Source organism: Pseudomonas kulmbachensis (assembly GCF_963681935.1).
Lineage (GTDB): Bacteria > Pseudomonadota > Gammaproteobacteria > Pseudomonadales > Pseudomonadaceae > Aquipseudomonas > Aquipseudomonas kulmbachensis.
Map to the genome: position 1 here is coordinate 2,143,071 of NZ_OY817088.1, position 12,331 is coordinate 2,155,401.

Consider the following 12,331-nt stretch of genomic DNA (forward strand, 5'->3'; position numbering starts at 1 on the left):
AAGGACGCCCCATGCCGTACGCCCCGCTAAGACCTTGTCTGCTGGCCCTGACCATCACCCTGTGCCTTGCTGGCCACCCGCTGACTGCGGTGGCCGAGGCGATGCACCGTGAGCAAAGTACCACTCGTTTTTTTGATCTGCCTGCTGCGCCTTTGGGTGTGACCCTGAGCCGGATCGCCCGTGACAGCGACTTGACTCTGTCGGTCGCACCCGCCTTGCTGCAGGGCAAAAAATCCGCTCCGGTGAACGGCATGTATACCCCACAACAGGCTGCCGAACACGCCTTGGTGGGCAGCGGCCTGGGCCTGAGTGTGACCGACAGCGGCGCGTTGAGTGTTTACCCGCAAGCCGAAGCGGGGGCGTTGAACCTGGGAGCAACCAATGTCTCGGCGTTGTTGGCCGAAGACGGTCGTGGTCACGTTGACGGCTTTGTCGCCACTCGTTCGGCGACGGCCACCAAAACCGACACGCCGATTCTGGAAATTCCGCAGACCATCAACGTGGTCACGGCTGATCAAGTGCAGGTGCAGGGCGCCCGCGACCTGACGCAAGCGCTGCGTTACACCCCGGGCCTGAGCACTAACGGCTACACCGACCGCAACACCATCGCGGACGAAATCACCAGCCGCGGCTTTGCCCCGACCTTGCTTTACCTCGATGGCGCGTATTTACCGTCGGCGGGCAGCTTGGGCGGCACTCCGCAAATCGATCCATACACCCTGGAACGTATCGAAGTGCTCAAGGGGCCGTCCTCGGTGTTGTATGGGCAGAACCAGCCAGGCGGCATGATCAATATGGTGTCCAAGCGCCCGAGCACTGAGGCCAAACATCAGATAAAGGTCGGCACTGGCAGTTTTGATCGCTACAACCTGGCCTTTGATTTCACTGGCCCGCTGGATGATGCAAAAACCCTTAGCTATCGGCTGATCGGTGTCGGCAACACCGGCAGCGAGCAGGTGGACCACACTGAAGATTCACGCCAGTTGCTGGCGCCAAGTTTTACCTGGGCGCCCAACGACAACACTGAGCTGACGCTATACGCGCAGGTGCAACGTGATGATGCCCTGGCCGATTACCAGGCCTTGCCTGCGGTGGGCAGCCTGTACCGCAACTCGCAAGGCAACAAGATTGATCGCGACAAGTTTTTGGGCGACTCAAAGTGGAACGATTACAAGCGCGACCAGTATGTGCTCGGCTATCAGTTTTCCCATGCCTTCAACGAGGCGATGACTTATCGCCAGAGCCTGAGTTATATCGACGTCGACGACCGGTACAAGGGTTTTTACCTGAACCGTTTTGTCACCGCCCCGGATGGCGCGACAGACACCCACGCCAGCCGCACCAAGCTCGACTGGCGTCAGCAGAACAGCTCTTACACCTTCGACAACCATCTGCAGAGCGACTTTGTCACCGGGCCTTTGCAGCACACCTTGCTGGTGGGGCTGGACTACAGAAGTTTCATTCGCAAATATCAGGGCTACAACCTGTCCGGCAGTGAGATTCTCGACCTTTACGGTCCGGGAAACTACCGCACCGATGGCGTGCCGACCCTGACCACCCAGTGGGACAACCGGGTCAAGCAAACCGGCCTGTATGTGCAGGACCAGATCAAGCTGGACAACTTTATCCTGACCATTGGCGGGCGCCAGGACTGGGCCAAGGTTGAAAACAATGACCTGCTGGCCAACACGCGGGAGCAGCAAAACGACAACAAGTTCACCGCTCGCGTGGGCCTGACCTATGTCACCTCGTTCGGTCTGGCGCCGTACATCAGCTACACCGAATCGTTCCTGCCGTCAGTGGGCACCTCGGCCCCGGCACGTGGCGCCAAGGCGTTCAAGCCGATGACGGGCAAGCAGTATGAAGTGGGGGTCAAGTACCAGCCCAATGACACCAGTCTGCTCACGGCCTCGGTGTTCGAGATCACCCAGCAAAATGTCCTGACCGGCGATTTGCAGTATCTGGAGTACCAGGTCCAGGAAGGTGAAGTCAGATCGCGGGGCATTGAACTGGAAGGTAAAAGCCGCTTTAACAACGTCGACCTAATCGCCTCGCTGTCGTATCTGGATGTGTTCTACAGCAAGTCCAACTACAACAACCAAGGTAACCGAAGTGAAGCGCAATCGCCGTGGGCGGCGAGCGTCTGGGCCGACTATCACTTCACCGGGCAGGCGCTTGCGGGTGTGACCCTGGGCGGCGGTGCGCGTTACACCGGAAAAAACTTCGGCGACTCGGCCAACACCTTCAAGACCCCGTCATTTGTGATCTACGACGCCACGCTCAGCTATGACCTGGCGGCCCTTGATCCGAGCTTCAAGGGCGTCAGCACCAGCCTTAACGTGCAGAACCTGTTTGATCGCGAGTATGTGTCCTCGTGCAACTACAGCTTTGGCTGTTATTACGGGCAGCAGCGCACGGCGGCGCTGGAAGTCAAATACGATTGGTGATGACACTTTCACTCTTGTGGGAGCGGGCTTGCTCGCTATTGCATCACCACGGTTTGCCTGATTGGTCGCGCCGTTTGCATCGCGAGCAAGCCTGCTCCCACAGGTCTCTGTCGGTTTTTTGGTGCGGGTTCAACGACGCAATTTGAGTGCACTGGCCAGGCTGATGGCCAGTGGTAGACGTGGCAACAGTGTGGCCTGGTAAGCATGGTAAAGATCCGGTTTGCCGGGCCAGATGTTTTCCGAAGGCAGGTTATCGATCCCCAGTTCGTGATGCCAACTGCCGTGCTGGCGGTCGATCATATGCAGGTCGATATAGTCCCAAAACTGTTGATACCAGACCTCGTATGGGTGCTCGTCGGTGCGTTGCAACAACGCAGCCGCCGCCGCTGATGCTTCGGCCAGGGTCCAGTGCAGGCGCTCGCGCACCACCGGCTGATTGTTCCAGTCCAGGGTGTAGACAATTCCGCTGCCGCCATCGACATTCCAGCCATGCAGGCACGCACTGCTGAACAGTTGGCGAGCGTCTTCCAGCAGCCACGCTGGCGCCGACAAACCGCGCTGTTTGCGGGCGGCTTCAAGGTGCAGCAACAAACGCGCCCATTCGAAGGCGTGCCCCGGGGTTTTGCCGAAGGGGCGAAAGCCATCCGCCGGGTTGTCCCGGTTGTAGTCGGGCAACGGCTGCCAGTGGGCATCGAAATGCTCGACGGGCAGGTAGTCGGACTGCGCCGCATGCTGGTGAATAACCCGCTCGGCAATGCGCAAGGCGCGGTCCAGCCACAGGTCTTCGTCGAGCACATCGGCCAGGGCCAGAAAGGTTTCGGTGCCATGCATATTGCTGTTGGCTCCGCGATACGCCTCGCAGTCACTCCAGTCGCGGGCAAAGGATTCCAGCAGAGCCCCCTCGGCTTCGGACCAAAAACGCTCTTCAAGTACGCCAACAGCTTCGGCCAGCAACTCTGCTGCGCCCTGACGCCCGGCCACCACTGCCGAGCTGGCGGCCAGCGCTACAAACGCATGCAAATAGGCTGCTTTGCGGGTGTTGCCATCTTGCGCAGCGGGGCTAGAAAACCAGCCGCCATGCTCGGCGTCACGCAACGGGCCCGCCAATGCGGCCAAGCCGAGGTCGATCAGCGGAGCGCATCCCGGCAGGCCTTGAATGTGGGCCAGAGAAAAGCTGTGCACCATGCGTGCAGTGGTAACGGTGTCAGCCGTGGCATCATCCGGGCGCTGGCCAAATCGATCCAGCTGGGCGAAACCGAGCGGTACGCGGGCCGCTTTGGCGAAATCCACCAGTGCCCGGCCCTGTTCGTGCAACCACTGCTGATGGGGGGCGGATGTCAGCCAGCTTTCGTTGGTCCGGGTGAGGTCGGTCATGTGCCACCTGTATTGTTTTTGTCGTTATTCAGCGCTCGCAGACTAAGGGATTGGCCGCCCGGCTGAAAGCTTTCATCTCTGGGTATAGCTTAAATTTCCGGCACCCAGCGCTGCGACCAGTCGCTGTCCTGCTTGACGATTTCGCGCAGCAGTTCGATGCCTTGTTGCAAGGCCGCACTGTCTCGTTCGCGCGAGTACACCAGATAGGTCGGGTAGCTGAATTCGGGGGCCTTGGGTACACGCTCAAGGGCCCCGCTGTCCAGGTAGCTCTGCACCACGCGAGTGCGGAAGTAGCCGCTACCGCCGTTTTCCAGAATGTAATGCAGGGCTACCGGCCCCAGATTGAAACTGATGGCTGCCCGCGACTTGTCGGGAAGGGCGGCGTCATGCTGGCGGCGAAAGTCCTCGCCCCACTCGATGTACACATAAGGATCGGGTTGCCCCGGCCGACGAATCTGGATCAGTTTTTCTTCGAGCAACTGCTCCACCTGGACCCCGGGCCAATAGGCCGGTTGATAGACCAGAGCAGCGTCCAGCAAGCCCATTTCAACCTGGCGCAACAACTGCTCGGCATCGCTGATCTGGATGCGCAGGGCATGGGTGGTGAGGTGTTGGCGCAAGGCCTTGGCCCAGCTCAGGATCAGTGGGTTGCACAGGCTGACTTCGCCGCCGATGTGCAGCAACTGATCCAGACCTTCGGGGCGCGGCAGGTCGCGACGGGCGGCCTCCCAGGTTTGCAGCAGTTGATTGGCGTATACCACAAAGGCTTCGCCCTCGGGGGTAAGCCGGGCGCCTGCGCGGTTACGGATAAACAGCGTGACGCCGAGCAGGCTTTCGAGCTTGTGCACCCGAGCAGTTACGGCGGTCTGGGTGACATGCAGTTTTTCAGCTGCGCCAACCAGGCTGCCATAGCGAACTATTTCAAGGAAGGTGCGAGCCAGGTCGAGGTCCATAAACACGCCAGTGTGCAAGAGGCCAGCAGTGTAAGGCTAATGCGTCAAAAACACATGAAACAACGACCTTTATTGGCACGCATCAATGTTTATTTCCTGCATCAGGCTAACGTCTCTCCCCTTGGCACAGGGTGGCAGTGATGTGCTGAGCAACGATACATAAAAAAAGGGATTACAGACATGGATGACTTGAAGCGACAGTACGACATTCAACCTTTGATGCAGACCGATATGTCCATTCTCATCAATGGCCAAACGGTTGACGCAGCTCGAGGAGAGACCGTACTCAGCGTATTGAACTCAGTCGGCATACGGCAATTGTCGCCCAATGATCACGGCCAGATAAATGGCGCTTATTGCGGTATGGGTGTGTGCTACTGCTGCCTGGTGAATATCGATGGCCGACACAAGCGTCGCGCCTGCCAGACGGTGGTGCAGCCTGGTATGCAGGTCGAGACCGGAACAAACCGGATCGCCGAGCAGGAGCTGGCGCTATGAATGCCAAACCGGTGATTGTCGGCGGCGGCCCGGCGGGTATGTCGGCTGCGATAGAGCTGGCAGAACACGGGGTGCACAGCACGTTGCTCGAAGAAGCTTCACGCCTGGGCGGCGTGGTCTATCGCGGACCTTTGCGTGACGGTGTCGAACTTGACTACCTGGGCGAGCGCTACAAGGACGCACTGCAAAAGCTGCACCGCGAATTTTCGGCCATTGCCCATTTTGTCGATGTGCGTCTCAACCATCGCGTGGTTGGCGGGCAAGGTGAACAATCTCTGCAAGTGCTGGACGACAGTGAGCAATTGCAGCAAATCGGCTTCGAACAACTGGTGTTGTCCGCAGGCTGCCATGAACGCAGCGTGCCGTTCCCTGGCTGGACTACTGCGGGTGTAATCATGCTCGGTGGTCTGCAACTGCAGATCAAAAGTGGCGTGGTCAAGCCCAAGGGGCCGGCGCTGATCGCCGGTACAGGACCTTTGCTGATGCTGGTGGCCTGCCAGTTGCACGCGGCGGGTGTGGAAGTGGCCGGGGTATATGAGGCGTGCGAGTTTGGCCGGATTGCCAAGCAAAGCCTGGCACTGCTCAATCAGCCGCAGCTGTTTCTCGACGGTTTGAGCATGCTGGTTTACCTCAAGCGCCATGGCGTGGCCGTGCATTACGGTTGGGGTGTAGTGCAAGCACGGGGCGAGGGTGAACTGAGCGAAGTGATCGTGGCCCCGTACTCCAGCACCTGGCTGGCCGATATGAACAAGGCGCAGGCGGTGCCAGCTCGCACCCTGGCGGTGGGCTACGGGTTTATTCCGCGGACTCAACTCAGCCAGCAGATGGGCCTTGAGCACGCTTACAACGTCGATGGTTATCTGGCGGTCAAAGCCAACAACTGGCAGCAGAGCAATCAGCGGTCAATCCACCTGGCCGGGGATGTCACCGGCATGCGCGGCGGTGAAGCGGCGATGCTCACCGGGCGCATTGCAGCGTTGTCGATTTTGCTGCAACGCGGGGTTTTGAGTGAAAAACAGGCGCTTGAGCAGCGCCGCGTGTACCAGTCCAGGCTCAACACTATCGTGCGCTTTCGTGGCGGCATTGACCGCTACACCCAGCGCGGCACGCGTCAGATCGAATTGCCGCAGGCGGACACGGTGGTGTGTCGTTGTGAAAATGTGACCCGTGCGGACATCGACCTGGCCCTGAGCCAGGGCGTGCAAGACATGGCCAGCCTGAAAATGCGCACCCGGATCAGCATGGGCGACTGCCAGGGCCGGATGTGCGTCGGCTATTGCAGCGATCGCCTGCGTGAAGCCACCGGGCGCAAGGATGTGGGCTGGTTGCGCCCGCGCTTTCCGCTGGAACCCGTACCGTTTTCGGCTTTTACCAATGCGTGCAAGGATGCCTGACATGATCAAGACTTATGATGTGGTGATTGCTGGTGGTGGTGTTATTGGCGCGTCCTGTGCCTACCACTTGTCTCGTCGCCAGGATCTGAAAATTGCCATGATCGACTGCAAGCGCCCCGGCAATGCCAGCCGCGCTTCGGCAGGTGGTTTGTGGGCTATCGGCGAGTCTGTAGGGCTGGGTTGCGGGGTGATTTTTTTCCGCATGATGTCTGCTGAACGCAAGCGCGAAGCACAGGGTTCGGCAGTAATTGTCGATTCCACCACGCCGCATATCCTGCCTGATTGTTTTTTCGACTTTGCCCTGCAATCCAATGCGCTGTACCCCGGCTTGCACCAGGAGCTGCTGAAAAAGCACGGCATGGATTTCAAGTTCGAGCGCACCGGGCTCAAGTACGTGATTTATGACGAGGAAGACCGACAGTATGCCGAGCATATCGTCGCCAACATTCCACACTTGGCCGATGAGGTCCGCTGGCTCGATCAGGCGGCCCTGCGCGAGTCGGAGCCGAGTGTCAGCCACGACGCGCAAGGTGCACTGGAATTTCTGTGCGATCACCAGGTGAGCCCGTTCCGTCTGACCGATGCTTACACCGAAGGGGCGCGGCAAAATGGCGTCGACCTGTACTTCAATACCAACGTCACTGAGGTGTTGCGTCAGGGCAGCAAGGTGATCGGCGTGCGCACGGATAACCATGGTGCATTCCACAGCAAAACCCTGATCAACGCTGCTGGCGCCTGGGCGGCAGACCTCAGCGTAATGGCCACCGACCTGAGCATCCCTGTGGCGCCGGTCAAAGGTCAGATTGTGCTGACTGAACGCATGCCCAAGTTACTCAACGGCTGCCTGACCACCAGTGATTGTTACCTGGCGCAAAAGGACAACGGCGAAATCCTGATTGGCAGTACCACGGAAGACAAAGGGTTTGACGTGAGCACCACCTTTCCTGAAATCACGGGGCTGGTGCAGGGCGCGATGCGGTGTATTCCTGAACTCAAGGACGTGAACCTCAAACGTACCTGGGCCGGGCTGCGTCCGGGCTCGCCCGATGAGTTACCGATTCTTGGACCAATGAAGGGGGTCGAGGGGTATTTGAATGCATGCGGTCACTTCCGTACCGGCATCCTGACCTCTGCGATAACCGGTGTGATGCTCGATGCGCTGGTACGAGATGAGCCGCTACCGCTGGATGTCACGCCGTTTCTGGCAGATCGTTTTGACTTGCAACCGGTGATGCGGAAAAAAGTCATGGGCGCATAAACGCCTCTGAAGGCTGTGGGAGCGAGCCTGCTCGCGATGTTTTTGAGGCCTTCGCGAGCAGGTTCGCTCCCACTGATGTTTTAGAAGGTGTATTTGGTGGTCAGCATCAGGTTGCGCGGTTCGCCGTAGTAAGTGGTGCTGAAGTTGCCCAGGCCTGACAGGTATTTTTTGTCGAATACGTTGTTGGCGTTGAGGTTGAATGTCAGGTGTTCGTTGTACTCGTAGCGGGTCATCAGGTTGACCAGCGCATAGCTCTGCTGCTCGATGATGTCGTAGTCAGATTTGGATTCGTTGTAGATCCTGCCGTAAAACGGGCTCTGCCAGTTTACGCCACCGCCCACGGTAACCTTGTTCATCACTCCCGGCAGGCGGTAGCTGGTGAACAGTCGTGCCACGTTTTCAGGCTTGGTAGTTTCCAGCGGGTAGCCATACAAACGGCCGCCATCTTCGGTTTTGGTCTGGGCGTAAGTGTAGCCGGCCATCACATTCCAGTCGGGCATCAGCTCACCGGCCAGTTCAAGTTCGATGCCTTTGGTGGTCGCACCATCAACCGACTTGTAGTAGGTCTCGTTGGCTGCATCGATACCATCAACGACGGCCAGATTTTTCTGCTCGGTGCGAAAAATCGCTGCGGTGGCATTCAGGCGACCGTCGAAGTATTCACCCTTCAAACCGATTTCGTAGCTGTTGCCTTCGGTGGGGGCCAGGGTGGTTCCGGATTTGCTCCTCTCGGTGACCGGTTTGTAGATCGAGGTGTAACTGGCGTACGCCGAGTAGGTCTCGTTCAGGTCATACACCACACCGGCATACGGCGTGACTTTGCCGTGCTGCTTGGAGGTGGTTTTGTTGTCTGAAAATCTAGCGGACTGCACGTAGTATTTATAGGTGTCGTTGTACTGGTAGTCGCTCAGGCGACTGCCAAGGATCAGCGCCAAATCGTCGGTCGGTTTGAAGCGCGCAGCGATATAGGCGCTGTTCTGGTTTTGATTCTTTTCGTACTTGCCGTTTTTCGGGAAGTACGGTTTCGGGTAATCGCCGGACCAGTCAAAGATGCTGCCCGGGACCGCGCCGACCTGGGAGGCGTCAAAGGTCGCACCGGTTTGTCTGGACGACTGTGAAGTGGCGCCTACCACCAACTCATGTTCGCGGCCAAACAGGCTGAACGGGCCGGTAGCGTTGATATCAGCAGTGTTCTGTACGCGATGGCCTTCCCACTTGCCCCAGTAGAAGAACATACCTTTACCGGTGACCGGATCAGGCATGCCACCGCTGGCCGATGCCAGTTGAGTGTCGTGATCATTGGTTTGCTGGGTCAAGGTGCCTTTGACTTTCCAGTCGTTGGCAAAGCGGTGTTCAAGGGAGGCGAAGGTCGACTGTGCCTGAACGTCGCGACGGCTCCAGTCAGTGGCCGGGTTGAATGAGCGACTGAAATCGGTCTTGGTGTAGTTGGAGAAGTAGTACGGGTTACCGGTCCATGACGAGCCGCGTGGCTTGATGTTCTGGTAGTCCATGCCGAAGGTGAACAGGGTGTCCGGGGTCAGGTCGGCCTCGATGATGCCGTAGAACACATCATTCTTTTTCGAGGCGTGATCGCGGTATGAGTCGGCATCCTGATAGACCCCGACAAAGCGTCCACGCACGCTGCCGTCTTCATTCAACGGCCCGGAAATATCACCTTCGGTGCGGTAGTTGTCCCAGGAACCGGCGCTGGCAGTGACTGAGGCCTTGAATTCGCGGGTCGGTTTTTTACGGATCAGGTTCACCGTAGCCGATGGCTCGCCGGAGCCTGACAACAGACCAGTGGCGCCTTTGATGATATCGACGCGGTCATACAGAGCCATGTCGACCTTGGTCGCGCCTTCATCGAACACACCGTCATACTGCGTGTTGACGCCATCGTACTGGAAGTTGGTGATGGCATAGCCACGGGCCGAGTATTCCATGCGGTCGCTGTCGTAGGCCTGGGTGGAAATCCCCGGCGCGTTGCGCAGCACATCGCCGATACTTTGGGCAGCCTGGTCGTCCATTAGCTGACGGGTGATCACGGTAACGGTTTGCGGGGTTTCGCGGATCGACAACGGCAGTTTGGTCGAGCTGTTTGTGGCACCGGTGGTGTAGGAATGTGTGTCTTCGGTGGTCAGTGAACGGCCCATGCCCTCGCCGGAAATATTGGTCGCGCCAAGCTCCAGGCCTTTGCCTTGAGGTGCACTGAGAATCACCGTATCGCCATTGAGCTGATACGAAATGCCGCTGCCTTGCAGCAGGGATTCCAGTGCCTTGACCGGTTCCAGCGAACCGGACACGGAATGCGACTTGATGCCTTGAACCTGATCCGGGCTGTACAGGATTTGCAGGTTGGCTTGCTTGCCCAGTTCATTCAGCGCGCTGGCCAGTGACTGCGCCGGAATATTCAGGGCCACCGGAGCCGCCTGAGCAATGGATGAACCCAGTAATACCGAGGCCACAAAGGCGCTGGACAACAGGGTGCGGCGAACAGTCTGGCGCTGGGTAGCGATCGAAAGAGGGGTCCGGCTCAAGTTTGGTCGTTGCATTGCGTGCCTAGGCTCCAGAGAAGGAAAAATTTTTCTTGTTAATGGGAATAGTTATTAGACGCAGCACGATCAGGAAACCAGAAACAAGTTCCGCAATTAATTCGGATTATTTTTTTCAGCTGTTGCGGGAGTCGCGGTGAGTTGTGTCAGGCGACATCCAGCGCGGTGCTGACTTTGCCGCTGTCCATGCGTACCAGTTGGTCGGCAACGTCGAAGTAACGGTCGTCGTGGGAAATCACGATGATGGTTTTGCCCAGGCGCTTAAGGTCCGGCAACAGCTCGGTGTAGAAAATGCGGCGGAAGGTGGGGTCCTGGTCGGCGGCCCATTCGTCAAATACCAGCACCGGGCGTTCTTCGAGCCAGGCATTGACCAGCGCCAGGCGCTTGCGTTGGCCGGTCGAGAGGTCGGTGGTGCTGAACTGACCGTCGGTGATACTGACCTTGTGCGAAATTTCCAGGCGCTTGAGGTATTGCTCGGCGTCCTGGGGGATTTTCATGTCGCCTTGCACCACGTCGTCGAACAGGTAGTAGTCGGCAAAAATGGTGGTGAACAACTGGCGGTAATCATCGCGGCTTTGGGCTGTGACGGGGTTGCCGTTCAGGCGGATTTCACCTTGCTGCGGTGCGTACAGGCCTAGCAGCAATTTGATCAGGGTAGTTTTGCCGCAACCGTTTTCACCGACGATAAACACAATATCGCCCTGCTTGATCTGCAGGTTGACCGGCCCCAAGTGGAACGGGGCACTGCCATCCACGGCTGGAAAAGTGTAATTGACGTCCAGCAGTTCCAGGCTATTTACCGTCTTGTCCTGTTCCCCCGGCTCGCTGAGCAGCAAGTGCGGTTCGGGTGAGTTGAATTGCTCGGACAAGTCGGCGATACGCCGGAATGCGATTTGCGCACGGCTGATGATCGGCAGGGTGCTGATCAGATGCTCCAGCGGGCCTTTCATATACAGCAGCACCAGGACAAAACCACTGATAACGCCAGGATTATTGCTGGGCCACCAGGACTGCATGGCCAAGGCCAGGCCAATGACCACGAAGAACAGCATCGAGCCCAGGCTTTTGGCGATCACAAAGGTATTGATCGAGCGTACTTGGATGTCGCAGATTTTTTGCGCCGTGCGCGCAATGCCGCTGACGAACATACGCTGACGGCGTGGGCGATGGATGCGCAGTTCCTTGGCGCCCTCGGCAATTGCGTTGTAATGCTTTTGCAGTTCGTCCTCGGCTTCGCGGGCTTCGCTGAAGCCGTTGAGGCCGTAGCCACGGGCAATGTATTGAATGACGCTGCCGATCACGATTGCCACCAGCATCATCAAGAACATGGGCCACGACAGCATCGCCAGATAGCCCATGCAGCCCAGGGTCACGGTCAGGGAAATGGCCAGCGGCGCAAAGGCAAAGGCAAAATCACTGATGGTGTCGACATCGTGGGTCAGCACCGGGATCAGGCGGTGGCTGCGGTAGCGTTCGATTTGTGAAATCGGCGCCGAGAGTACTTTTTCGCCCAGCTCTTTGCGCAACCTGGCAATGATGTGCTGGCCGACGTAGTTGCTGCCAATATCCGAACAGATGCTACTGGCCAGTGCCAGCACGCAGAGCCCGGCGAACAGGGCGACCACCTGCTGTGTGAGGCCGCCTTCGGCATGCAGTGCGTTATTGATGGTTGCCAGCAATACCGTGACGCTTAACCCGCCGACCATCCCCAGCAATACGGACAGGCTGACGATCAGGCGAAACGGCTTGAGCAGGGTCAACAGTTCTCTCAGAACCCCGGGCGAGGTCCGGGGTGTAGCGGGCTGGCTCATAAACAAGAGTTCCTTGGATCAAGGGGAGGGCAGTCTCTTGTGAA

The 12,331-nt window shown here is 58.3% G+C and carries 8 protein-coding genes; 4 read left to right on the forward strand and 4 right to left on the reverse strand.

What is annotated here, in order from left to right; translation table 11 throughout:
* Positions 1-11: 11 nt before the first annotated feature.
* The gene (locus U5A05_RS09745; RefSeq protein WP_321836219.1) at positions 12-2,447 is read left to right on the forward strand and encodes a TonB-dependent siderophore receptor; all 2,436 of its coding nucleotides are present in this window, start codon (positions 12-14) and stop codon (positions 2,445-2,447) included.
* A gap of 129 nt (positions 2,448-2,576) precedes the next feature.
* On the opposite strand, the gene U5A05_RS09750 is transcribed toward U5A05_RS09745, so the two are convergent.
* A complete protein-coding gene (locus U5A05_RS09750; protein WP_261741901.1) occupies positions 2,577-3,821 on the reverse strand; it encodes a D-mannose isomerase in 1,245 nt (414 codons plus the stop codon).
* A gap of 89 nt (positions 3,822-3,910) precedes the next feature.
* Entirely contained in the window at positions 3,911-4,774 is an 864-nt protein-coding gene (locus U5A05_RS09755; protein ID WP_261741902.1) for a LysR family transcriptional regulator, read from the reverse strand.
* Positions 4,775-4,954: 180 nt separating this feature from the next.
* Here U5A05_RS09755 and U5A05_RS09760 point away from each other — a divergent pair, with 180 nt between their 5' ends.
* The 3 genes from U5A05_RS09760 to hcnC are packed head-to-tail and all read left to right on the forward strand — an operon-like array spanning position 4,955 to position 7,924.
* Entirely contained in the window at positions 4,955-5,272 is a 318-nt protein-coding gene (locus tag U5A05_RS09760) for a (2Fe-2S)-binding protein (protein WP_321836220.1), read from the forward strand.
* Positions 5,269-6,666 (forward strand): cyanide-forming glycine dehydrogenase subunit HcnB, encoded by a 1,398-nt coding sequence (gene hcnB, locus U5A05_RS09765; protein WP_261741904.1) that lies wholly within the window; start codon positions 5,269-5,271, stop codon positions 6,664-6,666. Before U5A05_RS09760 ends, hcnB begins: the two co-directional genes overlap by 4 nt.
* A 1-nt stretch (position 6,667) precedes the next feature.
* Positions 6,668-7,924: a cyanide-forming glycine dehydrogenase subunit HcnC gene (hcnC, locus tag U5A05_RS09770; RefSeq protein WP_321836221.1), complete on the forward strand. Its 1,257-nt coding sequence runs from the start codon at positions 6,668-6,670 to the stop codon at positions 7,922-7,924.
* 80 nt (positions 7,925-8,004) lie between these two features.
* Here hcnC and U5A05_RS09775 read toward each other — a convergent pair whose 3' ends face one another.
* Both U5A05_RS09775 and U5A05_RS09780 read right to left on the reverse strand, forming a co-directional pair.
* On the reverse strand, positions 8,005-10,476 hold the full coding sequence (locus U5A05_RS09775) for a TonB-dependent siderophore receptor (RefSeq protein WP_261741906.1): 2,472 nt from the start codon (positions 10,474-10,476) through the stop codon (positions 8,005-8,007).
* A gap of 146 nt (positions 10,477-10,622) precedes the next feature.
* On the reverse strand, positions 10,623-12,287 hold the full coding sequence (locus tag U5A05_RS09780) for a cyclic peptide export ABC transporter (RefSeq protein ID WP_321836222.1): 1,665 nt from the start codon (positions 12,285-12,287) through the stop codon (positions 10,623-10,625).
* Positions 12,288-12,331 lie beyond the last annotated feature (44 nt).